This window comes from Streptomyces sp. NPDC093097 (assembly GCF_044754325.1).
In the GTDB taxonomy this organism is placed as follows: Bacteria; Actinomycetota; Actinomycetes; order Streptomycetales; family Streptomycetaceae; genus Streptomyces.
In genome coordinates, this window is record NZ_JBIVOW010000013.1 from 95,174 (window position 1) to 117,880 (window position 22,707).

Genomic DNA, 22,707 nt, shown 5'->3' on the forward strand with positions numbered 1-22,707 from the left:
CGGCTCGGGCCGCGAGGAGGTCGCGGCCCGAGCCGGGGCGAGCGGACCGATCGGCCGCCGGGGGCCGTCAGGCCGTGTTGAGGCTGGTGTGGTTCCACCAGCCCTGGCGGCCGACGGTGACGTCCACCGTCTGGTTGTTCGCGCTGATCGTGCCCTGGTACTTCTGGCCCTTCTTCAGCAGGCTCTCCGTGATCACCTTCTTGGGGTCGTTGATCGATTCGAAGACGATCGGCGGAACCTTCTTCAGCGTCGCGTCATCGATGGCAGGTGACGTCGTGACGGTGATGACCTCGTCCCAGTTCGGACGCTCGGCGAGTTGGTGGGCGAGGTGGACCTCGTTGCCCGCGCCGAACGCCAGGTAGGTGAGGCGGTCGGGGTAGGGCAGGGGTCGGTCCGTCAGGTCCCTGAAGTACAGGACCTCCTCCGGCCGGCACTTCACCGGCGTCTCCTTCGTGGTCATCTGCTGGAAGTCGCGGCTGCCGTCGTCCTTGACCACCACCCGCTCCAGGTGGACCTTGAACTCCTTGCCGTTCTGGAGCTCCGGGAGCTCGAAGTGGTGCGGACAGCGCAGGGAGTAGTAGACCCGCTTGCTCTCGTTCTCCTTGAGGTCCTTGAGGTACATCTCCCTCAGGGCGCCGTCGTCCTGGATCTCGAAGGCGAAGACCGCCTGGTAGTGGTGGCCGAGGTCGGGGTTGTAGAGGGCCAGATGGTAGAAGAACAGTCTGTCCTTGCCCAGGATCAGGAAGCGGTGGATGTGCTCGTGCCTGCCGTGCTGGGGCGATGCGGATGAGGCGTTCATGCGGGGTGACTGCCTTTCGGTGTGGTGGGGTTGAGGGTGTGGTGCCGCCGGGCCCAGAAGGGGCGGTCGGCCCATCGGGTCTCCTGGGCGTGTACGGCGCGGTGGCCGTCTTCGTAGGCGGCACGGGCGGTGGCGACCTTCTCCGCGTAGCCGGGCAGCGCCGTGGGGTCGCCGCGCAGCCGGGCGTCGACCGCCTCGCCCGCGCTCAGCCCGGTGTAGAGGGCGGTCAGGATGCCCTGGGAGCTGAGCGGGTCGAAGGCGGCGGCCGCGTCACCGGCCGCGGTCCAGCCGTCCCCGTGCACTCGGTCCAGGTGGGCGGTGTGCGCGGGGGCGCGGCGGGGCGGCCGGAAGGGGGCGCGGCCGTGCGGGCGCGTCCGGTGGGAGATGTGGCGGGTGGCCAGCAGCCGGGCGCGGAACCCCTCGGCGCCGCGGGCGGCGAGGGGCAGGTCGGGGTCGGTGAAGTAGGCGACCAGGCGCTGCCTGGTGGGCAGCAGGGCGGTGTACCACCAGCCGTGCTGGTCGGACTCGACCAGCGTGCGGCCGTCGGCGGCGGCGTCGGGGGCCGGGTCCAGGAGGAGGTGGAGCGCGGTCAGCCGGTCGCCGGTCCGGCGGCGGGCCCCGGCCTGGACGGCGAGCGCGGCGTGCCGCCCGGTGGCGTCGACCAACCACCGGCAGCGGACGGTGCGTTCGGCACCCCGGCCGGCGGGGCCGGCGCGGTCGCGCAGCCGCACCTGCCAGGTGCCGTCCGGTTGCCTGGCGGGGCGTCGCACGACGGTGCGTTCGGCGACCTCCGCGCCCGCGGTGTGGGCGGCGGCGCGCAGTCTCCGGTCGAAGAGCGGGCGGTCCAGGTGCCAGCCGTGGCCGTAGGGGTCGCGGAGGAAGTCCACCGCGTGGAGTGCGGAGGAGCCCCAGGCGGACAGGTTGCCGTGGCAGGGCAGGTGGCCGGTGTCCAGGACGGCGCGGTCCACGCCGAGGTCGGCCAGGAGCAGCCGCCCGACGGGGACCAGTGCCTCGCCGACCTTGGGCGGCCCGGTCCCGGCGTCGGCCAGCAGCACCCGGCGGCCCGCCCGTACGAGGGCGAGTGCGGCGGCGCAACCGGCCGGGCCGCCGCCGGCGATGACCACGTCGTAGGCGGGTGGCGGTGTCACGGGTTGTCGTGGAACGGGTCGAGCTTCTCCAAGTAGCCGGCGGCGATGGCTGTTTCGTCGTAGCCGGTGAGCTCCTTGACCTCCTCGACGGCCTGCTGGACGAGTGCGGACTCCACGTCGGCGGCGGGGATGGTGCCGCGCCAGGTGCCGGCGGCCGCGGCGCGTTGCGGCACGCCCGCCTCGGGCACCTGGATGTTGATGAGGTTGGCGTGGTCGGATGCCGGCGGGTAGCCGGGGACGGACTCGACCTGGACGTATCTGGGGAACTTGGCGTCGCCCACGGTGTATTCGTGCGGCTCGACGATGCCGAACAGCCACCAGTCCTTGATCATCTGCCTGCGCTGGACGTTGAAGTCCACGCCCTTCAGCCCGCGCAGCCACACCGCCCGGTTCTCGAACGCCTCCTCGCGGGCGCTGTCGTCGCCGCCGGTGGGCTTGGTGTTGACGACGTCGAAGTCCTTCTTCGTCAGTACGTGGTTGGGCATCTGGGCGGGCCAGAAGGTCGGCAGGTAGGGGCTGTAGCGCGGGCCGAGGCCGGCCTGCACCTGGTAGCCGAAGCGGCAGCTGGCGGTGTCGCACTGCCAGGGTGCGGCCATCCAGCGGGTGAGGTCGCCGGGGCCCTGGGCGTAGAGCGGTCCGTTCTTGCCGATCACGTCCGCGAGTTGGAGCACGTCGCCGTAGTCGGGCTCGGGGTCGTCCGGAGCGCGGTGCAGGATGCGGAACGGCTCGGAGAACATGGTCTTGTGGCGGATCGGCCAGGTGACCTCGCTGCCGGGGTGGAAGGCGTCGGCGGCGCAGTTGTCCAGTGCGGCCTGGTCCAGCAGGCCGGGCTGCCGGGTGACGGGGGCGTCGTCCACGTCGGGGTATCCGGTCCGGCGCGGGCCGGGGGTGAAGTGGCCGTCGGCCCATTGGGACAGCATCCAGTCCTGGGTGGCGGAGAGGGTCAGGTGCTGCCGGACGGAGGTGGCCTTGCCGCTGGTCATGGCGTCGCCGTAGAGCCAGGGCCAGGGTACGGGCGACATCCCGTCCCGGTCGTAGTCGCGCATCTGGAGGTAGATCTGGCGGCGGAGGTCGCGGTTGACCTCCCTGGGGTCGTTGAGCCGCTTGCGCATCTCCGGGTCGAGGAAGTCGTGCGGGCCCTTCCAGCCGAACTGGGTGGCGAAGCCGTGGTTGACCCACTGCAGTTCGCAGAACCGGGCCAGCAGCGGTTCGATGTGCTCCGGGAAGGAGAGCTCCTGCACCGGTTCCACCGTCTTCTCGGTGGTGAACACGTCGTACAGCAGGTCGTAGAGGGTGCGGACGGTCTTCACGCCGGGCGCGTAGTGCGGCGGGCCGACGACGACCCAGGCCGGGGTCGCGGTCTTGGTGGTGCCGTCGAAGGTGACCTCTGCGGTGATCGGGCCGTCGGAGACGTTGTCGTACCAGGTGTCGTTGTTGGCGACGCCGGTGATCTCCCCCGGCGGGTCGGTGTAGGAGGCCGAGGTCCCGTCGCCGCCGACGAGGACCAGTCGGCCGTCGGCCTCGGTGGAGGCCCTGCCCAGGTCGACCTGCTTGCCCATGATCTGGCCGGAGAGGACGGCTGTGCCCCGCTCGAGGGTGGAGATGCTCCTGGCGCCGGAGTCGATGACGAGCTTCTTCCGGTCGGCGCCGGTGACGGAGGCGTTCCGTCGGCTCCGTTTGGCGTCCGAGAGGTCGGCGGCCTCGGGGATGTCGAGCGGGATGTGGAACTGGTACCAGGCGGCCTTCTTGTTCGCGAGGTGCACCGTCCACCTGATGTCGGTGACGCCCGCTTCGCCGACCTTCAGTTCCCGGACGACTTCTCCGGCCTGGTTGTAGCCGTAGATCCGGAAGCGGGCGGCCTGCTTGATGATCTTCCCGGAGCCGTCCTTGTACGAGCCGGGCGGCAGCGCCGGTTGGTCCGGCGACTCCGGGCCGATGAAGGGCGACTGGTCGCTGTTGCCGACCCTGGCTATGCCGATGGCCGGATGGATCTTCACCTGTACGATCTGCTGATCCATTACGGAACCTCATACTGGAGAGATGTCTAGGGAGCCCCCAGTTACGTAATGGTCGATTTCTTCGAACAGCGCCGCCATTCGGTCGCGTCCCAATGGGGTACGCGGCTCGCCCCGTGGCGCGCGGCCCTTCGCGGCTCGTGGGACGCAGTGGATCACCACGTCACCGCACAAGGGCTTCTGCCTGCGGTCCGACGCGGGCGGGATCGGTCCGTGCGGCGGTGGACGCCGAGGCCGAGGGGACGACGTGGTGCCTGGCTGCATGGCGGGCGCCCGGGCCGGCATGTCGGCAGTGGTCCCGTGGCGGAGGGCGGACGCCGCCATAAGCCGGCATGTGGCAGGCAACTGACGTGAAACCGGCCGGGATCGGGGCCCGCGGCGCGCCGGGCCGTCGCTGCGCTGCTGGTCATCTCAACTGATCGAGTGCTCTCCGGGGGAGGTCGTCGTCTCCGGGGCATGAGCCCGCTACTCTCCGCGCCATGGGGACCTTCGCCGACGAAGCGCGATCGCGGCTGGCAAATCTGCTGCGTATGGCCGGGAACAGCGAGCGGGACCGGGCGCTGATCATCGCGTATGTGGAGTCCACGCCCGAGCCGCCGCCGCTGGGACCGCGCGGCATCCATACCAGCGGCTGCCCGCAGTGCCGGAACACCATGTGGGGCCAGCGGGACCGCGACGGCCGTCCGATCTCCGTGTGCGCGGGTTGCGGGTTCGTCAAGGAGGCCGACAGTGGACTGTCCTGACTGCCGCCTGTCGATGCTGGAGCCGGGTCCGCAGAGCAATCGGCACTGCTGCTACCGGTGCGGTCGCGTCGCGGCGACGGGTGAGACCGCGGACGACATCACCATCCGCGAACGGAGCCGGCAAGAGGCGTTCGTCCTGCTCGACTACGCAATAGCGCTGCGCGGCGGGTGCCGCACGCGCCCCCCGATGGAGGATCTGCCCATGGGCCAGCTCATTGAGACCCGAGGCTGCGGCAAGTGCGGCGGCACCATGTACCGGACGGTCGAGACGGACGCGGAGGGGAATCCGACGCCGGAGAGCCAGTTCGTCTGCTCGGCCTGCGGGAACGTGGAATGAGCGGCCTCGACTCCCCGTTCTCCGCCTGCCGTTCGTGCTGATGGCGCATGAGGTCGAGGCGGCGCAGGGGCGCTGATCGTCATCGCCGCGAGCAGGCGAACCAGTCCCGTGCGGCCGCCGCAGCCCGTCCCCAGGGGCTGCCGGAGGCCACCACGGTGAGGTTGGCCGTTCACGGTCGCGTGAGGGCCCGGTCGGTGAGGGCCGCCGCCGCGCCCGTGTAGTGGGTGGGGTCGGTGAGGGTGGTCAAGTCGACGTCCGCCAGGGCGGGTTCGGTGGCGAGCGCGTCGGCCAGGGTGCCGCCTCCGGTGCGGACGGTGTGCGCCGCCTCGCTCACCAGCTCGCGGGCGCGGGCCCGGCCGAGTCTGGCGGCGAGGGCGGCGGTCAGCCGCTCCGACACGATCAGGCCGTCGGTCAGGTCCAGGTTGGCGCGCATCCGCGCGGGGTGCACCTGGAGACCTGCGACGAGTTCCGCGGCGTCCCGGGCCGCGCCCCCGGCCAGGCGGAGCAGGTCCCGCAGGGTCTCCCATTCCGCGTGCCAGGCACCGGCGGGCCGCTCGTCCTCCGCGGCGACGCAGCCGTAGAGCACGGCGGCCAGCGCGGGCGCCCGGCGCGCGGCCGCGGCGAGGAGCGTGGCCCGCACCGGATTCGCCTTGTGCGGCATGGCCGACGAACCGCCGCCCCTCCCCTCGCTCACCTCACCGATCTCGGTGCGGGAGAGGACGAGCACATCGGCGGCCGGCTTGCCGAGTGCTCCCACGGTGAAGGCGAGGGCACCGGCCAGGTCGGCGAGGGGCGTGCGCAGGGTGTGCCAGGGCAACGCGGGTTCGGCCAGGCCCACTTCACGGGCGTAGGCAGCGACGAGGTCCAGCGCGACCGTCGTGGGGTGTGCCGTGCCCTCGGCCTCCGCGTAGGCGTGGTGGGCCGCCAAGGTACCGGCGGCGCCGCCCAGTTGGGCCGGGAGGGAGTCGCGCACGGCGGCCAGCCGGTCGCGGGCGTCGAGCACGAGGCTGCGCCAGCCCGCGGCCTTGAGGCCGAAGGTCGTGGGAACGGCGTGCTGGGTGAGGGTGCGGCCGGGCATCGGGGTGTCGCGGTACTCGGCGGCGAGGTGGGCCAGGGCAGCGGCGGTGCGCTCCAGGTCGTCCAGCACCGGCCCCAGGGTCCGGTGGGCGACCAGCATCGATGCCGTGTCGAGGAGGTCCTGGCTGGTGGCGCCGCGGTGCACGTACGGCGCATGGCGGCCGGGCACCGCCGCGGTCAGCGCGGCGACCAGCGGGATGACCGGGTTTCCGCCGGCCCGCCCGCGCAGCGCGAGGGCACGGGCGTCGAAGCGATCCGCGCGGGCGGCCTCGCCGACGGTGCGGGCCGCCCCGGCGGGCGCCAGGCCGAGGGCCGCCTGGGCCCTGGTGAGGGCGGCCTCGGCGTCCAACATCGCCTGGAGGAAGGCGAGGTCGCCGGTGGCGGCCTCGGCCGGCGCATCGGTCCCTCCCGGGTCGAGCAGTCCTACGTCGCGTCCTCCATGCGATCCGGTGCGGCCGTCGTCCGTCTCGCCCTGACCACCGTGCTCATCATCGTGGCCGTCGTGGCTGTCGCTCATACGCACTCCAAGAACGGGGCGGTGTCACGTCAGTGTCCGTCCTCGCGCCAGGTGGCGGCGGGCCCGTCGAGCACGATGTCCCAGTGGTAGCCGAGGGCCCACTCCGGCTGGGACAGGTCGTGGTCGTAGCGGGCCACCAGGCGCTGGCGCGCGGTGTCGTCGGTGACGGACTGGAGGATCGGGTCGAGGGGGAAGAGCGGGTCGCCGGGGAAGTACATCTGGGTGATCAGCCGCTGGGTGAACGCGGTCCCGAAGAGCGAGAAGTGGATGTGGGCGGGCCGCCAGGCACCGGTGTGGTTGCGCCAGGGGTAGGCCCCCGGCCTGATCGTGGTGAAGGTGTAGCTGCCGTCGTCGCCGGTCAGCGTCCGGCCGGCGCCGGTGAAGTTCGCGTCCAGCGGGGCGGGGTGCTGATCGCTTTGGTGGGCGTAGCGGCCGGCGGCGTTGGCCTGCCAGATCTCGACCAGTTGGCCCGGTATGGGCCGGCCGGAGCGGTCCAGGAGTCGGCCGCTGACGGTGATCCGCTCGCCGAGCGGGGCGCCCGGGTGCTGACGAGTGAGGTCGTGGTCGAGTGCGGTGACGTCGGTTGCGCCGAACACGGGCGAGGTCAGTTCGACGGCGTCCGGGTCCTGCCGCAGCGCCACCGGGACCAGCGGTTGCCTGGGGTGGCGCAGCGCGCTGGAGCGGTAGGGCGGGTAGTTCCGGGGCGGGTGGGGGATGCGCGGGGCGCCCTCGGCGACGGCCTTCCGGTACGCCGCCCACTCCCGTGCGATCGCGCGGTCGATGTCGCCTTGTGTCGCTGTCATGGGTGTGAACTCCCTTGATCCGGTGGCTGTATGGGCTCCCGCGCTCGGCCCTCCGCCACCCCGCCCCACCTCGGTATCCGGACCGGCGCGGCGGTGTTCTCGACGATCTGCTCGGTCGTGACGCCCGGCGCCCGCTCGACGAGTACGAAGCCGTCATCGGCGATGTCGAGGACGCCGAGGTCGGTGATGATCCGGTCGACGCAGGCCCGGCCGGTCAGCGGGAGCGTGCAGTCCGCGACGAGCTTGGCCGAGCCGTCCTTGGCGGTGTGGGTCATGACGACGAGGACGGTGCGGGCGCCGTGTACGAGGTCCATGGCGCCGCCGATCCCGGTGACCATCCGGCCGGGGACGGCCCAGTTGGCGAGGTCGCCGTGGTGCGAGACCTGCATGGCGCCGAGCACGGCGACGTCGAGGTGGCCGCCGCGGATCATGGCGAAGGAGAGGGCGGAGTCGAAGTAGGCGGCGCCGGGCAGGACCGTGACGGTCTCCTTGCCGGCGTTGATGAGGTCGGGGTCGAGCTGGTCCTCGGTGGGGTACGGCCCGGTGCCCAGGATTCCGTTCTCCGACTCCAGGATCACCTGCACGCCCTCGGGCAGGTGGTTGGGGATGAGGGTGGGCAGTCCGATGCCGAGGTTGACGTACTGGCCGTCCGTCAGTTCCCGGGCCGCCCGTGCGGCCATCTCCTCACGGTTCCACGGCATCGGTGCGTCCCCTCCCCTGTGTCCCGGTTGCGGCGACGGTGCGTCGTTCGATCTGTTTGTCGGCGGCCTGTTGCGCGGTGAGTTCCACGACCCGTTGGACGAAGACGCCCGGCAGGTGGACGTGGTCCGGGTCGATCTCGCCGGGCTCGACCAGCTGCTCCACCTCGGCGAGGGTGACGCGTCCGGCCATGGCCGCAAGGGGGTTGAAGTTTCGGGCGGACCTGGTGAAGACCAGGTTGCCGTACCGGTCGCCCTTGGCGGCCCGGACGAGGGCGAAGTCGGTACGGATTCCGCGTTCCAGCACGTAGCGGCACCCGTCGAACTCCCGCACCTCCTTGGGCGGCGAGGCCACCGCGACGCCACCCGCGCCGTCGTAGCGCCAGGGCAGCCCGCCGTCGGCGACCTGGGTGCCGACCCCGGCGGGGGTGTAGAAGGCGGGGATGCCGGCGCCTCCGGCGCGCAGCCGTTCGGCGAGCGTCCCTTGCGGGATCAGCTCGACCTCCAGCTCGCCGGCCAGGTACCGGCGCGCGAACTCCTTGTTGGCGCCGATGTACGAGCCGGTGACGCGGGCGATGCGGCCCGCGGCGAGCAGCACGGCCAGTCCCCGGTCCATCGCACCGCAGTTGTTCGAGACGATGCCGAGGCCGCTGACGCCCGTTGCGTACACGGCCTGGATGAGCACCTCGGGCACCCCGCTGAGCCCGAAGCCGCCGACGGCCAGCGTCGCTCCGTCCCGCACATCGGCCACCGCCTCGGCGGCCGAGCCCACCACTTTGTCCATCCGCCCCTCCTCCCCCTCCCGACATCACCAACCCCCTTGCCCCTACCCACTACGGGGCAAGGAGCCTCGTCCGTGCGAGGAGTGTCGAGAGCGCATCGGTCGCACACACAACGGACCCGCCCCGTCCCTGACCGAGTGATCGGAGCAGGGACGGGGCGGGTCCGTCAGGTCGATGCCTTGGTTCAGCCGGTCAGCGACGACCGCCCTTACCGTGGTGCCCTCCCTTGTGGTGGATGAACTTGTGGTGCCTGAAGTGGCCGTTGAGGCAGGTGTTGCCGAAGGCCGGGTTCAGGAGCCCCACCACGTCGATGGTGTTGCCACACAGGTTGATGGGTACGTGCACCGGGACCTGGATGACGTTGCCCGAAATCACGCCGGGCGATCCGACGGCGCCGCCGCCTGCACCGCTGTCGGCGAAGGCAAACGAACTCCCGCCCAGAGCAGTTCCGGCCGCGAGAGCAGCGATGGCGGTAATCCGAGTGATCCGTGACATCCCGAACCTTTCGATGTTTCCAAGCGACCCACTGCCGCTACCTGCTCATCTCCTTCGGCATACGGAACGTCACCATGAGGGCAATGGCTGGCAATTCCCCCTTTTGCGGGGTTTCCACCGGCATCGGCGCGCCCTCCCACAAACCGCCCTGGCTCCTCGATATTCGGCGCGGCTGATGTGGAGCCGTCTCGTGGTGTCCGGTGTTGCGGTGGAGACGGTGGTCGGTCCTCGCCTCGGGGCTGCTGCCGGGTGGCGTGCTCAGGCGCCGGGAACCCGGTCGAGATCGGGGTCGTTGCAGGTCGCCCAGGCCGGCTCCCAGGTCATCAGGTGGTATTCGTCGGTGCCCAGGTCGATGTCGACGACGTGCCGGAAGCCGGCGGACTCGGCCGCTGCGATGCGCGGCCGGTCGTCGGCGGGGGCCGCGAAGACGAGCCGCCGGCACCGCGGATCCGTTGCGCCGAGTGCGTCGGCCAGCGCCGTCAGGAGGCCCGGCAGGACGTCCTCGGCGCAGGCGTCCGCCCGGACCTCCAGGTCGCGCGAGCCCACGGGATAGGCGTCGCGCAGCCGGCCGGCCGCGCATCGCTCCAGCCGGACCTCCGCAGCGCCCGATCGGCCGGCCACGTGCAGCTGCTGGGCGTGGCGGGTGCGGTGCCGCGTCGCGGTCCGCCAGTCCGGCGCGAGGCGGACGTCGGGCAGGGGTGGGACGGGGATCACGTCACTGCTCCTCAGCGGCGAGTTGCCGGATGACCGGTTTGTCGAGCTTCCCGGAGCCGTTGCGGGGGATGGTCTCGACGACCTTGAGGCGGCGCGGGAGTTTGTACCGGGCGAGGTGTTGGGCCGTATGCTCGCGTACGGCGTCGAGGGTGAGCGGTGTCCCCCGGTCCACCGTGATCACGGCGACGACGGTCTCGCCCCACTGCGGGTCGGGGATGCCGACGACGGCGGCGTCCAGGACGCCCGGCATGGTGGCGAGGGCTCCCTCGACTTCGGGGGGGGGTACACGTTCTCCCCGCCGCTGATGATCATGTCCTTGAGGCGGTCGACGACGTACAGGCAGCCGTCGTCGTCGAAGTAGCCGATGTCTCCGGAGTGGAACCAGCCCTCCGCGTCGTAGGCATCCGCGGTTGCCTGGGAGTTGTTCCAGTAGCCGGCGGCCACGTTCGGGCCGCGGACGACGATCTCGCCGCGGGTGCCTGGCTCGACGGGCGCTCCGGTGAGGAGGTCGACGATGCGCACCTGGGTGTGGGGCATGGGGATGCCGGCGGAGCCGAGCTTGTCGCGGGTGCGTTCCGCGGGGAGGTGGGTGGCGAACGGGGCGGTCTCGGTCAGTCCCCAGGCCTGCTGGAGCAGGAGGCCCCGGTCTGCGTAATGCCGGACCAGTGAGGGCGGGACGGGGGCGCCGGCGACCACGACCGCCCGGAGGTGGTCGAGGTCCTGGTCGAAGAAGCCGGGCACCCGGCCCAGGGCGGTGAACATCTGCGGTACGCCGAACATGGAGTTGATCCTCAGCCGCACCAGGTCGTCGGCGCACTGCTGGGGGTCGAACGTCCGGCGCACCACCACGGTGCCGCCCCGGGTGAGGGTGCGCAGCGCGAAGCTGTGCAGTGCCCCGATGTGGAACAGGGGTGCCGCCGCGTAGGTGGTGTCGCCGCGTCTGGTGTCGAGGCGGAGTTCGACGTTGACCGCGTTCCACCAGGCGTTGCCGTGGGTCAGGACGACGCCCTTGGGGGCTCCTGTGGTGCCGGAGGTGAACATCGTCCTCCGCCTCGAACGCGGCTCCCACGCCCCCCAGCCGGTACCGGCGCACGCCGCCGGAACGCTGCACCATCTCTACGTCGTCACCGGCAAGTTGCGCACCGGGCCGATCACCGAGCCGGTCGATCTCGCGGCCGGCGACTTCGTCCGTTTTCCCGGCGACATCCCCTACCAGCACGTCTGCCTCAGCGAACGGGTCGTCGCCCACATGGTCACGACGATCCCCCAGGTGCGGCAGTTCGACCCGACCCGCACCAAGGACACAGCGAGCGAGCCGCCCGGCAGGTAGGCGGCGCCGCGGCGTTCGGCTGCGTCAGTCGTCGGCGGCACGCGGGGCGGCGGTGCGCGGGCGCAGCAGGGTGGCCGCCAGCACCGCGGTGAGGGCCAGGCCGGCCGCCGCGCACATCGACACCGCGGTGAAGCCGCGGTCGTATGCCTGCTGTGCCGCGTGCCGTACCGCGCCGGCGGTGTGGGGCGGCAGGTGCGCCATGAGGTCCTCGGCCGAGGCGAACGAGGTCTGGACCGCGGCCCGTTGATCGGCGGCGAGGCCGGGCACGGCGGGCAGGTCGGTGCGGTAGACGGCGGTCAGGACGGTGCCGAGAAGGGCGACGCCGAGGCCCGCGCCGAGTTCGAAGGACGTCTCCTGGATGGCCGCGGCCTCTCCGGACCGCTCGGGGTGTGCGGCGCTCATGAGGGAGTCCGCGCCGAGGGTCATGACGATGCCGGCGCCGTATCCGGCGGCGAGCAGCGGCGGGAGCAGTGCGCCGTAGTGGGCGGTGTCGCCGACCAGCGCGAGGGCGGCGCAGGCGAGGGCGAACATCGAGAGCGCTCCGGTCAGCGCCCACCGGTTGCCCCAGCGGTTCGCCGCCCACGGGGCCGTGACCGCGCCCAGGGCGTTGGCTCCGGCCAAGGGCATCAGCGCGAGTCCGGCGCGCAGCGGCGGGTACGCGCCCACCTGTTGCAGCCATTGGGTGAGGAAGAAGAGCAGGGCGACATAGCTGCCGAAGCAGCCGATGACGCACAACGTCGCCGTGGAGAAGGAGCGTTCGCGGAAGAGGGCGAAGTCCAACAGCGGTTCCGCGATCCGCTTCTGCCGCCGCACGAAGAGGTGCAGCAGCACGCCTCCCCCGACGCCGATGGCGAGGATCACGCCGTCGGCCCCGGCGTTCTCCCCGGCCTGCTGGAGGGCGTAGACCACACCGGCCAGGCCCGTGACCGACAGCACCACGCTCGCCACGTCCCAGCGGCGGGGAACGGGGTTGCGTGACTCCGGGATGACCCTGGCTCCGACGGCCAGGAGGACGACGATGACCGGGACGTTGATCAGGAAGACCGCTCCCCAGCCCCACTTCTGCGTGACCAGACCGCCCAGCAGCGGGCCGATCGTGGCGCCGATGCTGTGCGCGGAGGTCCAGATGCCGAGGGCGAGGGCGCGCTCGCGGTCGTCGGGGAAGGCGACCCGGATGATCGCCACCGTGGACGCCATGATCATCGCCGCGCCGGCACCGAGCGCGGCGCGGGCCGCGATGAGCTGTCCGGTCGAGGTGGCGAACGCGGCGGCTGCGGAGGCCAGGCCGAAGGTGAGGAAGCCGCTGAGCACCATGCGGCGGCGGCCGATCCGATCGCCGAGCGTGCCGCAGGTCACCAGGAGGGCGGCGAGCGTGAGGGAGTACACGTCGACGATCCACAGCAGTTGCGCGGGACCGGGCTCCAACTCCCGGCTCAGGCTGGGCACGGCGACGTGCAACACGGTGAGGTCGATGCCGCACAACAGCAGGCTGCCCGACACCACGAGCAGCACCAGCCACCGCCGCCGCGCCTCCGGAGCCGGGCGCGCCAGGCATGCGGAATGACCCGACTCCCTCTCCATGCCGCCCTCTTCGACCGTTCCCACCTGTGCGGATGCCTTCCCGTCTGCCATAGCCTCAGCTTCCGGAAGTACCAACACCGTGCGCAAGTACGGTCTTTCGTGTCCCCTGGTGTCACGTTGTATACCCATGGAGGTCAGGCGTGCGTTTCAAGATCGAGGAAGCCTCCGATCACTGTGCGGTCGAGTTCGCCATGGAGGTTCTCGGCGGCCGCTGGAAACTGGCCATTCTCCGGAAGCTGGCCTCGGGAACGCTCCGGTTCGGGGAACTGCGGCGCAGCCTGCCTGGCATCACCCAGCGCATGCTCACCCGCCAGCTGCGGGAGCTGGAGGAGGACGGCCTGGTGGCCAGGACCGTCTACCGGGAAGTACCCCCACGGGTGGAGTACTCCCTCACCGACATCGGCCACAGCCTGGATCCCCTCACCGAGCAGCTGGACCAGTGGGGCCGCTGGTACCGCGAGAAGGCACTGCGCTCCTCACGGGCCGATCCCCTCCCGCCCGCCTGACCAGGCCGCTGCGGCCCGGCGCGGCCGCCCCTCCTGGTGACTGGCGTCGCCGAGGACGGGGCGGCCGCGTGCCTGGCAGAGGGGCTTGTCCACCTCGACGGGCCGAAGCGGTGCACGCGCCCTCCGTGGCCGCCTCCGGCCTGCTCCACCGGGCGTGGCGATGTGCGCCTGCGCGGTGGCTTTCTTACGATGGGCGTTGCGCAGGCCGCACCACAGCAGTGTCCGAATGTCTGGATCCGCCGGGAGCACACAGGGGCTCCGCGGACACCACCACCGCGGGATGGGGCCCAGATGGCCAGCTTTTCCGGAGATTATCCGTACGCCTTCCATATCGCCTTGGACGGCAACGGAATGAACGGGCTGGAGGGCGCCGCCGGGGTGTGCGTGTTCCGTTACGACCCCGGCAGCGGGGCGTATGCGTACAAGGTTCAGTACTACGACGGCGTTGCGGGCGGCCATGCGGTGAGCGTCGCCCCGGACCGGAAGTGCAGTTTTCTCGGCAACGCCGGTCAGCACCTCGTCTTCTACGACACGGACTCCCTCGACGAATGCGATCGGGTTTCGTCTCTGCGCTACGAGGTGGCCGACGCCGCGATCAAGAGCAGCACCCATATGGTGTGGCTGGACGGAACCCAGGGCGTCTGCGCGATCGGCGAGAATTTCTGGCTGGTCGACATCAACAGACTGGCCAAGGCGGAGTGCCTGGGAGCGCACTCGATCAAACTGCCCCATGCCATGAAGCTCACCGCGTCGCGCCGGTACATCGTCTACGGCGGGATGGACCATCCCACCCGGGGAGCGGCCTCCGAGGTCGGCATCTTCGACCTGCACACCCGCACCGCGCGTCGGGTGCAGCTCCCCACGACGTGCTGGCACGTGGCCGCGCATCCCCAGGAGGACCTGTTCTACGCCCTGTCCTTCCGGGTCCTGCCGCAGGAGGGGCGGGACTGGCACGAGTGGGCGATGGCCTACTTCAAGGAGTACGTCTACGAGATCGACGCCCGCAGCGGGCAGGTGCTCCGCCACTGGACGTGCTCCCAGAACGTCCCCGCCCACATCAACTCCGATGTGTGCCTCTCGGACCAGGAGCTGATCTACTGCAACGGCGGCAGCGGAACGATCGTCATGATCGACCTGGAGAGCTTCTCCGCCTACCGCATCATCGACGAGCGGCCGGCCCTGCCCGACCAGTTGCGGGCCGGACGGCAGGCGGTGCGGCAGGTCACCGACGCGTTCACCCGGGGTTCGGTGTCGCCGAGCAGCAGGCACTTCCTCGGCGCTCTGCGCGTCTCCCGCGGCACGCTGGTCGACTCGGTGTACGCCTGCCAACTCTCCGCGGACCAGCGGCTGTTGTTCACGGCGAACCGCGGTCTGAACACGATCACTGTCTACGACTACCCGGCGAACACCGTGCGGCTGCGGGTCGCGATGCCGGAGTTGCGGGAGTACCTCCCCGATCTGCCCGAGTGGGCGGATCCCCGGCTCGGATTCCACCACAGCACACTGCTCAGCCCGGTCGGCAACCAACAGGAGGAGTTCTCATGACCGATACCACCGCTGATCCGAACGCCGAGCTCGTCGACGAGCTGAAGGCGAACTGGGAGCGTTTCAAAGACGTGGTCTCCCGTGGCGGCGAGCTTCAGGCGCTCGTCTGGGGTGACTATGTGGATCTGGTCACCGGACTGCTGAACGGCCGCCCGACCTGGGGCGACACCAGCCGGATGTCCTGGCGCTTCGCCTACGACGAGGGCGCCAAGCTGATGATGGGGCTCACCTCGTTGGGGATCGGCTACACCGGCGACGTCATGCAGCTGGTGCGCGAGTACGAGGTGCGGCTGGCCGACGAGTTCCGGGCGGCGGCCCAGCCCGACGCCGCGGACGCGGGGGGCAAGGAGAGCAAGAAGAAGGGGTAGTCCCCGAAGCTCCCCGGCGAGCGGGCGAGTGCGCCGATGCCTGGATGACCTGGGCGTCAGAGGGCATCGAGCGGGGCGGCCACCAACTCGCGTGCGCTGATGACCTCCGGTACCGGTTTCAGTCCGGAGCGCACGTTCGGCGGCAGGTGAGGGCTGGTCAGGAGCCAGCTGAGCGCCTCGACGAGCGCCCGGCGTGCGGGTCTGGGGGCGTAGCCGAGCGCGGCCGCCTTGTCGTGGTCGTACCAGTAGTAGCGCCCCATGGTGCGGGCCTCGGCGCGCGTTGTCGCGGGTGCCTTCGCCGTGAGGTGTGCCCGCATCTCGTCGAGCGTGGCGGCGAGGAAGGCGGCGGTGTGCGAGGTGGTGGCCCAGGGGCCGGTCGTGCCGCACAGTTCGGAGACGACCCGGTGGATCGTGCGCCATGTCCAGTTCTCCCCGCCCAGCACGTACCGTTCGCCGGCGGTGCCGTGTTCGGCGAGGAGCAGGTGCCCGGCGGCCACGTCCTGGACGGAGACGATGTTGCAGCCGCCCGGATACGTGGTGCGCAGGGGGTCCTTGAGGTAGCGGGTGATCAGCGCGTTGCTCGGGACCAGGCGGTGGTCGGGGCCGCCGACGACGATGGTCGGACAGGCCACGACGACCTCAAGGCCGAGTTCCTCGCCCATCACCAGTGCGGCCTGCTCCTGCCGCAGCTTCGCCACGAAGTAGTCGGGGAGGTATTCGTGGCCTGGCGTTCCGGTTTCGTCGCGTGACGTGGGGCCTTCGGAGGAGCCGCAGGTGATCGATGACGAGGTCACCACCGCGCGGCGGACACCGGCCTGTGCGGCGGCCTGCAGCACGTGGCGGGTGCCCGCCACGTTGACGCGCGTCAGGTACTCGACGGTCACGTCCCAGTAGGCGAAGACCGCGGCGGTGTGGAAGACCGTGTCGCACCCTTCGAGTGCGGTGCGCAGACCGGCGGGGTCGCGCAGGTCGGCATGGGCCAGTGGTACGTCCGCCCCGGCCAGGGCGTGCAGGCCGCGCAGATCGCTGCCGTGGCGCACGACGGCGCGTGCCTGGTGGCCCGCGGTGTGCAGGGCGCGGGTCAGATGGCTGCCGATGAGGCCGCTGGCTCCGGTGACCGAGGCTTTCATGGCCGTTCTCCGTCTCGCATGTCGCGGGCCACGGCCTCCCGCAGCCCTTTGCGGAAGCCGGTGAACGCCGGCCGCAGCGACTCCCGGATCTCCTGGAGGAACTCCGTTCGCGCCGCTGTCCGGCCCGGTGTGAAGTGCTGGAAGCCGTCGGCGTCGATGTGGTCCGGAGTGCGGACGGTGGTGAGTGCCTGGCCGGCCAGGGCCCGGGCGGTGTGGACCATGTCGGTCAGGCGGCGTGTCGGGAGTTCTTCGGCGCCGTCGTCGGCGGTTTCCTCAAGGCGGCCGATCCGGTATTCCCGGCCCTCGTAGCGTGCTTCGAAGTTGTCGAGGGTGCGGGTGAAGAAGCGCCGGTAGGCGTCCTGGGTGAGGGGGTCGCGCAGTTGTGGCCAGTTGTCCGGGCGGATCGCCTGCCAGACGAGTGGGAGCGTGAACCGCTGGCGGACCCGGATGGTGATGCGTGTGCGCCCGCCGCCGTCGGCGGCGCGGAAGGTGACGGACCCGTCGTCGTACTCCGCCGAGCCGTTGGGGCTGCGGACGGTGCGCCAGGCGATCCGTTGCATGTCCGGTGTGCGCCGGATGGACTCCAGCTTGCAGACGTCGATCGGTTCGCCGCCGTAGAAGGCCATGTAGTTGGGCTGTTGCAGATACAGGTTGCGTTCGGCCTGCCGCACCGGTCGGCCCTCGGTGTCGCGGGAGACCACTTCGATGCGCCCGCCGAGGTAGTCGGTCATGTAGCTGATCGACCGGCTGATGTCGACCCGGGCCGTGAACGCCTCGAAGGGGGCGTTGACGCATCGGTCGCAGCCGAAGAGCACCGAGCCGTCCAGGTGGCGCCACCGCATGTCCAGGAAGTCGGCGGGGATCGCGTCGATCAGTCGTTCCATCGGCTCCAGGTATCCGTCGAGGGCGTCGTAGTCGTGGTCGGTGTAGTTCTCCAGGTCCAGTCCGAGGGAGACGTCGCGGCGGTGGACCGCGTGCTTGGCGTAGCCGGCCCGCCAGGCACGGACGAGGGATTCACCGGCGCCCGCCGTGCCGAGCAGGCCCACCAGGGCACCGAGGGCCAGCGGGTTGCCGTCGGCGTTGCGGGCGAGGGCGGTCAGGCCGGTGGAGACCTTGGCGAGCAGGGGGTCGTCGTCCCGTACGGCGTCGGGGTCGGCGGTGGCGGAGGCGGCCAGGAGCCGGTGGAGGCGGCCGTCGCTGGACAGTCGCCGCATGGCGTCCAGGGCCACCGGGGGCGGGTTGCGCCACTGCGGATAGGGCGTCAGGTCGCCGTCGACGTGGTAGGCGGGCGGCAGGCCGATCTCCGCGAGGGCGCCGGCCATCAGTGGTGACAGTGCGGGGTCGACGCCCATGAGGATCGCGCCGACGACGTCGGCCAGCACGGCGTCCGGGGAGGCGATCACGGTGTCGGTCCGGATCGGGAGCGGGGTGTGCGCTCCGGCGAGGCCGTGGCTGCTGACCACCGCGTCGATGAGGTGGAAGTCGGGTGGGTAGCGGCGCAGCAGTTCGGTGATGACCTCGGCGCCGTCGCGGCGGGCCCGGTAGTGGTGGTGTCGGTCGGGGTGGGGCAGTACGCCGAAGAGGTTGGCCAGGCAGAGTGCGTAACCGAACTCGGGGTGGGTGAGGTTCTTCGCGATGTTGATGCGGAACTCCGCGTCCAGCCAGGCGCGGGCCATGCTGCTGCCGTGCAGGACGCCGGTGAGGGGGAAGTCTGCGGGCGCGAGGTCCTCGGACAGGTCCACGATCGGGTAGGCGTTGCCCTGGGGGGTCAGTCCGCTGTATCCGAGCCGCCGGCAGGCGTCCTGGGCGTCGGTCGGGTCGGGCCGCCCGGACCAGATGCCGGGGCAGTGGCCGGCGGCTCCGACCGCGACATGGCGGTAGCCGCGCGCGTGCAACATGTCGATCAGGCATTCCAGCAGTGCGGAGTCCACCGCTGTCGTGGCGTCGCGGTACCCGGATGTCTGGGGGGTGAGCAGCACTCTCACGTCGGCCGGATCGCCTGCGGGGGTTCGCTCGGCGAGCAGGTCCCACAGTCCGGCCCGCTGGACCGCGTCGGCCAGCAACTCCGGTGCGGACGCCGGTCGTGCGGGTGACGATCTGGCTACCGCGGCGGTGGCTGTGGGTGGTTGGGGGGCTGCGGCGTCGTGCGAGACGGTCTTCATGGCCTCCGCTCTCCCGGGCGACACATCACGTTGTCGGTTGCAGCGAACACGACTTTATGTGGGCAGTGCCCAATTTCAGATGTACTGGTGTCGATTTGCGCCTATTTGGAGGCATTTCTAGCCTGTACTGAGGGAGGCGTGGCCCGCTGCCTGTGAGCCCGGGGCCAGTGCGGGCCCGCGGCGATGGGATTCAGCGTCCGAGAACCAGGCTCCCCCGGAGTCGAGGAACCGTTCAGGAGGAGCCGGTCACATGACCTCAGCAGCGACGTCGCCCGTGATCCTCAACCCCGGTTTCCGACTGGACGGCCTGGAGGACGACGGATGCGCGACGCTCCCCGGCAAGGACGCCTACAAGCGGCCCTGGGAGCTGAAGGGGTGGACCGCCATGGGCAGGGTGTCGGTCTACGGCAGGGACCGCGCCGACACCCCGACCGGTGACTGCGCGCTGGAACTCCGCGCCGCGAGCAACGTCCGGGCGGCGGTCAACGGTGTCTGGCAGAGCCTCGCCGTCGCACCCGGACGCGAGGTCACCATCCGCTGGCAGCACGCTCCGGACTCCGATATCGACAACGAGGGCGTGGAGCCCGAGGACCAGAGCTACCGCGTCGAAATCACCGGTGCCTCGGTCCAGCCCATCGTGAGGTACTTCGCGCCGCCGGAGAAGGGTTGGGAGCCGGTGAGCCTGAGTTTCGTCCCGATGAACAGCCCGGCGAAGCTGGCGTTCATCTCCGAAACCGACTCCGGATCGCTGGGGCCGATGATCACCCGGGTCACCACCGCTCCCCTGGGCACCGGCGACGGGCCCACCTGCGCCACCGCCGACGGAGGAGACCCGGCACGTCGGGTCGTCGACGGGCTGTCGATCGAGCAGCAGAACAGACCGGCCGCCGTGCGCCCCAAGGACCTGATGGCCAGGATCTGCGTCGCGATCACCACGGAGAAGCGTGCCGACCTCTCGAAGAACCGGTTCACGGCCCCGCAGGGATTCACCTTCACGGGTGCCGCCGAATTGTCGACCTACGACCATCAGGGCAAGCTCGGCACCACGGCGCACCTGAGGTGTGAGCCGGCGGCCGGCGGGACGACCCTGCGCGTCCCCGGGCACCGGGACGGCGGCCCGTTGGACGTGCTCGCGCAGCACACGACGGTCCTCAGCCTGGGCATCGACGTCGCCGATGCCCTCACCGTCCAGAACACCGACAGCACCCGCCCCGCGGTCGGCAAGGCCGCCTTCTCCATGAACGGGCGGCAACGGAGCATCCCGCTCACAGCATTCCTGAGCAAGGGGTAGCAACACGCGCCCCTCACGCGTCACCGGAGCAGCGCGAGCCCCGGGGCGCACAGCCGTGGCCGACTCATCCGAGAGGCCGCATGGGGAGCAAGTCGTAAGGAATCCCGAGCGTTCGACGCTCGTGGTAGCCAAAGGAGACCCAAGCGAAATGAGCACGATCACGACGTCAGGCACGTGGCCCACCATCACGATGGACCCTTCGGCAGGAAGGGTCACCGGCCTGAACACCAACTACATCAAGTGGGGCGGGAGTTCCGGGAGCGGGTACGAGTTCAACGGTCACCCGGTCGAGGCGAAACTCGACGGCACGGAATTCGTCCTGGGCACGTTCACCCATCACAACCAGCCGACGAACATCCCGCAGGAGAAGTTCGACGTGTACCTCGACGTCAAAGTCGAGTTCGAGGGGAACCCCCCTGCCGACCTGCACTTCACCTTCAACCACTTCGAGACGCCGAACACCACCGGCTCCTCGCCGGTCGACGACGACCTGGTCGATCTGCCCTCCTTCGTCTCGGCGGAGAACGTCCGGGTCAACGGTGCGGCGTACAAGGTCGAACTCAGTGGGTTCAAGGGGGCGGACGGGAGCATCGTCACGCAGTTCAGAAGCCCCGAGGGGGGCTCGAACAGCGCGGACATCATCGCCAAGTTCAGCCGGACGCTGCTGAAGGTGTGGCAGCAGAACGCCATCGAGCGCAAATCGGGCTCGGACGAGACGGCATATGTGAACGTCGCCGTCGAAAGCGCCTCCACCGGGCACGTCGACACCGATCCCCTGACGCACACGTTCAAGGCCCCCGCGGGATATGTCTGGTCCGGCTACGCCGCCTACGCGACGTACGGCGCCTCCGGTACCGTCACGGGCAGCTCGGGTGCTCTCCAGGCACACATCAGCGACGGCGGGAAGACGCTGACGTTCATCAACGCGCTGAGTGTGGACAACCTTGAGCTCGACCCCAACGGCAAGCGCATGGTGTACACCCTGGGCCTCACGCCGGAGAAGAACGCCCAGGTCGGCCGGCATGACGATGGCAAGGTCACCATCGAGAGCGACGTGTCCACCGACACCGGGAAGCTCATCGGCACGATCATCGATGCGGGCGCCGAGGACACCGACCCCGTGACGATCGAGGTCCCGGCCACCAGCCCGTCCGGCACCCAGCAGGTGATCGTGCGCCAGGACGGCAGCTTCGAGGGCAGGCCCGGCGGGGAATCGGTCTACATGAACGTCATCGTCGAGAGCGCGACGGCCCAGACCATCAAGACCGGCGGCCTGAAGCACACTCTCACGGCACCCAGCGGCTTTGAATGGGACGGCTACGCGGCCTACGCCTACTACGGCAGCGGCAACGCCGTCTCGGGTGCGGCAGGCGCCTTTCAGGTGCAGATCAGCGCCGACAAGAAGACCCTGACCTTCGACCACGACTTCAAGGTCGGCAACCCCGCCAAGGACCCCAAGGGCAAGCGCCTGGTGTACACCCTGGGGCTCAAGCCCCAGCAGAACGCCACCGTCGGCCGCCACGTGGACGGCTCCATCACCATCGGCACCGGCACCACCGCCGCAAAGCTTAAGGGCACCATCGCCACTCCCTGACCGACAGGACTGCCCGGGTGCCCGTGCCGGCCGCGAACACATCCTCCGCCGGCACGGCCCCGGTTGAGCACGGGATCCGCCTGCGGGTCCCGTGCTCCTACCAGTCCGAACAGGACCGTCTGGCTCCATACCGCCCGGCAGTGCTCCGCCCGGACCGGTTCGCGCAGGAGGGCTGGTTCAGGCGCGGTCGGGCGTCTGGCGCAGTACCAGGGAGACGAAGCCCCAGGTGTCCCGGTAGACGCGCAGCCATTCCTGGCGGCGGATGGTGGCTGTCGCAAGCGCGTGCGCGCTGTCGGGATCGGCGGGGTGGTCCAGGGCCCATGCGGCCAGCGAACCCCAGCAGGCCCACTCGTAGTTGTCCAACTCGCGACGTGTGCTGACGTGCCCATCGACAGGGGTCCATCCGTCGGCGACGACCCGGTCCACGGTGGTCGCCAGGTCGGTGAAGTCCCCGAGCATCTCGATGGCTTCCTGCGACGGCGGGCGCTCCCAGAATCCCTCACCGACCAGGACACGGCCGCCGGGAGCCAGGTGCCTGCGGGCCGCGGCGAGGGTGGGGAGCAGGCCGCCGAAGGCATGCGTGGCTCCGAAGCTGAGGACCACGTCGAACGGCTCTGTGGAGACGAAGTCCTCGGCCTTCTGGTGGTGCAGGACGAGGCGCTCCTGAACGCCGCGTTCGCGCGCGGCGGCGGAAGCCTGGGCCAGGGCGACTTCGGAGAGGTCCACGCCCTCGGCGTGCAGGCGCGGCCGTGTGGCCAGGGCGCGCAGAAGCCATTCCCCTCCGCCGCAACCGAGGTCGAGCACCCGCTCGTCGCCCCTCGGGAGCCCGCGTTCCAGCAGTCGACCGACCGAGTCGTCGTCCAGCGGAGACTTGATCGGGTGCTCGGTATGAGCGATCCGGGAGGTCTCTTCAGGGGTCATCGGCACAGCTTGCCAACCGGCATCGGCTGCGCGCACCTTCTTTTCGCTCAGGTGCCGGAGCCCTGCGAGGCGACTGCCCTCCACCGCGGACGGCCCACTCGCATCGGTCCCGTCTTGTTCTCCGTGTCCACGGCATCACGTCACCAGACGG

Annotated in this window: 23 protein-coding genes; 8 read left to right on the top strand and 15 right to left on the bottom strand. The window is 70.6% G+C overall.

Translation table 11 applies throughout. From position 1 onward, the window contains the following. Positions 1-67 precede the first annotated feature (67 nt). Genes ACIQE0_RS22495 through ACIQE0_RS22505 form a run of 3 tightly spaced genes read right to left on the bottom strand, consistent with a single transcriptional unit; the run spans position 68 to position 3,965 of the window. The gene (locus ACIQE0_RS22495) at positions 68-799 is read right to left on the bottom strand and encodes a hypothetical protein (RefSeq protein WP_402334969.1); all 732 of its coding nucleotides are present in this window, start codon (positions 797-799) and stop codon (positions 68-70) included. Continuing rightward, positions 796-1,947: an NAD(P)/FAD-dependent oxidoreductase gene (locus ACIQE0_RS22500; protein ID WP_402334972.1), complete on the bottom strand. Its 1,152-nt coding sequence runs from the start codon at positions 1,945-1,947 to the stop codon at positions 796-798. The genes ACIQE0_RS22495 and ACIQE0_RS22500 overlap by 4 nt, the downstream gene beginning before the upstream one ends. Continuing rightward, positions 1,944-3,965, bottom strand: a complete 2,022-nt coding sequence (locus tag ACIQE0_RS22505; protein WP_402334975.1) for a LodA/GoxA family CTQ-dependent oxidase — start codon at positions 3,963-3,965, stop codon at positions 1,944-1,946. Before ACIQE0_RS22505 ends, ACIQE0_RS22500 begins: the two co-directional genes overlap by 4 nt. Positions 3,966-4,441: 476 nt before the next feature. On the opposite strand from ACIQE0_RS22505, the gene ACIQE0_RS22510 reads away from it, so the two are divergent. Together ACIQE0_RS22510 and ACIQE0_RS22515 are read left to right on the top strand one after the other, a co-directional pair. Continuing rightward, positions 4,442-4,705 (top strand): hypothetical protein, encoded by a 264-nt coding sequence (locus ACIQE0_RS22510; RefSeq protein WP_366329588.1) that lies wholly within the window; start codon positions 4,442-4,444, stop codon positions 4,703-4,705. After that, on the top strand, positions 4,692-5,042 hold the full coding sequence (locus tag ACIQE0_RS22515; protein WP_366329587.1) for a hypothetical protein: 351 nt from the start codon (positions 4,692-4,694) through the stop codon (positions 5,040-5,042). The genes ACIQE0_RS22510 and ACIQE0_RS22515 overlap by 14 nt, the downstream gene beginning before the upstream one ends. 169 nt (positions 5,043-5,211) lie before the next feature. Here ACIQE0_RS22515 and pcaB read toward each other — a convergent pair whose 3' ends face one another. The 8 genes from pcaB to ACIQE0_RS22555 form a co-directional block, all read right to left on the bottom strand. Beyond that, on the bottom strand, positions 5,212-6,636 hold the full coding sequence (gene pcaB, locus ACIQE0_RS22520) for a 3-carboxy-cis,cis-muconate cycloisomerase (RefSeq protein WP_402334979.1): 1,425 nt from the start codon (positions 6,634-6,636) through the stop codon (positions 5,212-5,214). A gap of 29 nt (positions 6,637-6,665) precedes the next feature. Next, positions 6,666-7,439 (bottom strand): protocatechuate 3,4-dioxygenase subunit beta, encoded by a 774-nt coding sequence (gene pcaH, locus ACIQE0_RS22525; RefSeq protein ID WP_402334981.1) that lies wholly within the window; start codon positions 7,437-7,439, stop codon positions 6,666-6,668. Further along, positions 7,436-8,140, bottom strand: coding sequence for a CoA transferase subunit B (locus ACIQE0_RS22530; protein ID WP_402334984.1), 705 nt, complete (start codon positions 8,138-8,140; stop codon positions 7,436-7,438). The genes pcaH and ACIQE0_RS22530 overlap by 4 nt, the downstream gene beginning before the upstream one ends. Further along, the gene (locus ACIQE0_RS22535) at positions 8,124-8,921 is read right to left on the bottom strand and encodes a CoA transferase subunit A (protein WP_402334987.1); all 798 of its coding nucleotides are present in this window, start codon (positions 8,919-8,921) and stop codon (positions 8,124-8,126) included. Before ACIQE0_RS22535 ends, ACIQE0_RS22530 begins: the two co-directional genes overlap by 17 nt. 190 nt (positions 8,922-9,111) lie before the next feature. Beyond that, positions 9,112-9,414 (bottom strand): chaplin, encoded by a 303-nt coding sequence (locus ACIQE0_RS22540; protein WP_366329582.1) that lies wholly within the window; start codon positions 9,412-9,414, stop codon positions 9,112-9,114. Between the two features lie 258 nt (positions 9,415-9,672). Then, positions 9,673-10,128: a hypothetical protein gene (locus tag ACIQE0_RS22545; protein ID WP_402334989.1), complete on the bottom strand. Its 456-nt coding sequence runs from the start codon at positions 10,126-10,128 to the stop codon at positions 9,673-9,675. Between the two features lies 1 nt (position 10,129). Further along, positions 10,130-10,378 (bottom strand): hypothetical protein, encoded by a 249-nt coding sequence (locus ACIQE0_RS22550; protein WP_402334992.1) that lies wholly within the window; start codon positions 10,376-10,378, stop codon positions 10,130-10,132. Further along, positions 10,306-11,169, bottom strand: coding sequence for an AMP-binding protein (locus tag ACIQE0_RS22555; protein ID WP_402334994.1), 864 nt, complete (start codon positions 11,167-11,169; stop codon positions 10,306-10,308). Before ACIQE0_RS22555 ends, ACIQE0_RS22550 begins: the two co-directional genes overlap by 73 nt. Between ACIQE0_RS22555 and ACIQE0_RS22560 the strand changes: the two genes are divergently transcribed. Continuing rightward, positions 11,162-11,458: a hypothetical protein gene (locus tag ACIQE0_RS22560; protein ID WP_402334996.1), complete on the top strand. Its 297-nt coding sequence runs from the start codon at positions 11,162-11,164 to the stop codon at positions 11,456-11,458. The two genes, ACIQE0_RS22555 and ACIQE0_RS22560, sit on opposite strands and share 8 nt — an antisense overlap. A 24-nt stretch (positions 11,459-11,482) precedes the next feature. On the opposite strand, the gene ACIQE0_RS22565 is transcribed toward ACIQE0_RS22560, so the two are convergent. Continuing rightward, positions 11,483-13,090 (bottom strand): MFS transporter, encoded by a 1,608-nt coding sequence (locus ACIQE0_RS22565; protein ID WP_402334998.1) that lies wholly within the window; start codon positions 13,088-13,090, stop codon positions 11,483-11,485. Positions 13,091-13,179: 89 nt separating this feature from the next. On the opposite strand from ACIQE0_RS22565, the gene ACIQE0_RS22570 reads away from it, so the two are divergent. The 3 genes from ACIQE0_RS22570 to ACIQE0_RS22580 all read left to right on the top strand — a co-directional run bounded on the left by ACIQE0_RS22570 (position 13,180) and on the right by ACIQE0_RS22580 (position 15,458). Next, entirely contained in the window at positions 13,180-13,545 is a 366-nt protein-coding gene (locus ACIQE0_RS22570; protein ID WP_384095780.1) for a winged helix-turn-helix transcriptional regulator, read from the top strand. Positions 13,546-13,836: 291 nt separating this feature from the next. Then, positions 13,837-15,090, top strand: a complete 1,254-nt coding sequence (locus ACIQE0_RS22575; RefSeq protein WP_402335001.1) for a hypothetical protein — start codon at positions 13,837-13,839, stop codon at positions 15,088-15,090. Continuing rightward, positions 15,087-15,458 carry a hypothetical protein gene (locus ACIQE0_RS22580; protein WP_366329575.1) on the top strand — a complete coding sequence of 124 codons (372 nt, stop codon included), beginning with the start codon at positions 15,087-15,089 and terminating at the stop codon, positions 15,456-15,458. Before ACIQE0_RS22575 ends, ACIQE0_RS22580 begins: the two co-directional genes overlap by 4 nt. Positions 15,459-15,514: 56 nt before the next feature. Here the strand turns inward: ACIQE0_RS22580 and ACIQE0_RS22585 are convergent, their stop codons facing one another. Continuing rightward, positions 15,515-16,588 (bottom strand): NAD-dependent epimerase/dehydratase family protein, encoded by a 1,074-nt coding sequence (locus tag ACIQE0_RS22585; protein WP_402335004.1) that lies wholly within the window; start codon positions 16,586-16,588, stop codon positions 15,515-15,517. Next, entirely contained in the window at positions 16,585-18,750 is a 2,166-nt protein-coding gene (locus ACIQE0_RS22590) for a DUF362 domain-containing protein (protein ID WP_402335008.1), read from the bottom strand. Before ACIQE0_RS22590 ends, ACIQE0_RS22585 begins: the two co-directional genes overlap by 4 nt. Positions 18,751-19,000: 250 nt before the next feature. Here ACIQE0_RS22590 and ACIQE0_RS22595 point away from each other — a divergent pair, with 250 nt between their 5' ends. Both ACIQE0_RS22595 and ACIQE0_RS22600 read left to right on the top strand, forming a co-directional pair. After that, a complete protein-coding gene (locus ACIQE0_RS22595) occupies positions 19,001-20,041 on the top strand; it encodes a hypothetical protein (protein ID WP_402335010.1) in 1,041 nt (346 codons plus the stop codon). A 148-nt stretch (positions 20,042-20,189) separates the two neighbouring features. Further along, complete coding sequence (locus ACIQE0_RS22600; RefSeq protein ID WP_402335013.1) at positions 20,190-21,635, top strand: choice-of-anchor K domain-containing protein; 1,446 nt, start codon at positions 20,190-20,192, stop codon at positions 21,633-21,635. 177 nt (positions 21,636-21,812) lie between these two features. Here the strand turns inward: ACIQE0_RS22600 and ACIQE0_RS22605 are convergent, their stop codons facing one another. Further along, positions 21,813-22,556 (bottom strand): SAM-dependent methyltransferase, encoded by a 744-nt coding sequence (locus ACIQE0_RS22605; RefSeq protein WP_402335015.1) that lies wholly within the window; start codon positions 22,554-22,556, stop codon positions 21,813-21,815. Positions 22,557-22,707 lie beyond the last annotated feature (151 nt).

Bases quoted from the DNA above. Each gene is read 5' to 3' on its own strand.
- ACIQE0_RS22495 (WP_402334969.1), bottom strand. From the start codon at position 799: ATGAACGCCTCATCCGCATCGCCCCAGCACGGCAGGCACGAGCACATC.
- ACIQE0_RS22505 (WP_402334975.1), bottom strand. From the start codon at position 3,965: ATGGATCAGCAGATCGTACAGGTGAAGATCCATCCGGCCATCGGCATA.
- ACIQE0_RS22510 (WP_366329588.1), top strand. From the start codon at position 4,442: ATGGGGACCTTCGCCGACGAAGCGCGATCGCGGCTGGCAAATCTGCTG.
- pcaB (WP_402334979.1), bottom strand. From the start codon at position 6,636: ATGAGCGACAGCCACGACGGCCACGATGATGAGCACGGTGGTCAGGGC.
- pcaH (WP_402334981.1), bottom strand. From the start codon at position 7,439: ATGACAGCGACACAAGGCGACATCGACCGCGCGATCGCACGGGAGTGG.
- ACIQE0_RS22530 (WP_402334984.1), bottom strand. From the start codon at position 8,140: ATGCCGTGGAACCGTGAGGAGATGGCCGCACGGGCGGCCCGGGAACTG.
- ACIQE0_RS22535 (WP_402334987.1), bottom strand. From the start codon at position 8,921: ATGGACAAAGTGGTGGGCTCGGCCGCCGAGGCGGTGGCCGATGTGCGG.
- ACIQE0_RS22540 (WP_366329582.1), bottom strand. From the start codon at position 9,414: ATGTCACGGATCACTCGGATTACCGCCATCGCTGCTCTCGCGGCCGGA.
- ACIQE0_RS22550 (WP_402334992.1), bottom strand. From the start codon at position 10,378: ATGCCGGGCGTCCTGGACGCCGCCGTCGTCGGCATCCCCGACCCGCAG.
- ACIQE0_RS22555 (WP_402334994.1), bottom strand. From the start codon at position 11,169: ATGTTCACCTCCGGCACCACAGGAGCCCCCAAGGGCGTCGTCCTGACC.
- ACIQE0_RS22565 (WP_402334998.1), bottom strand. From the start codon at position 13,090: ATGGCAGACGGGAAGGCATCCGCACAGGTGGGAACGGTCGAAGAGGGC.
- ACIQE0_RS22575 (WP_402335001.1), top strand. From the start codon at position 13,837: ATGGCCAGCTTTTCCGGAGATTATCCGTACGCCTTCCATATCGCCTTG.
- ACIQE0_RS22580 (WP_366329575.1), top strand. From the start codon at position 15,087: ATGACCGATACCACCGCTGATCCGAACGCCGAGCTCGTCGACGAGCTG.
- ACIQE0_RS22585 (WP_402335004.1), bottom strand. From the start codon at position 16,588: ATGAAAGCCTCGGTCACCGGAGCCAGCGGCCTCATCGGCAGCCATCTG.
- ACIQE0_RS22590 (WP_402335008.1), bottom strand. From the start codon at position 18,750: ATGAAGACCGTCTCGCACGACGCCGCAGCCCCCCAACCACCCACAGCC.
- ACIQE0_RS22595 (WP_402335010.1), top strand. From the start codon at position 19,001: ATGACCTCAGCAGCGACGTCGCCCGTGATCCTCAACCCCGGTTTCCGA.
- ACIQE0_RS22600 (WP_402335013.1), top strand. From the start codon at position 20,190: ATGAGCACGATCACGACGTCAGGCACGTGGCCCACCATCACGATGGAC.
- ACIQE0_RS22605 (WP_402335015.1), bottom strand. From the start codon at position 22,556: ATGACCCCTGAAGAGACCTCCCGGATCGCTCATACCGAGCACCCGATC.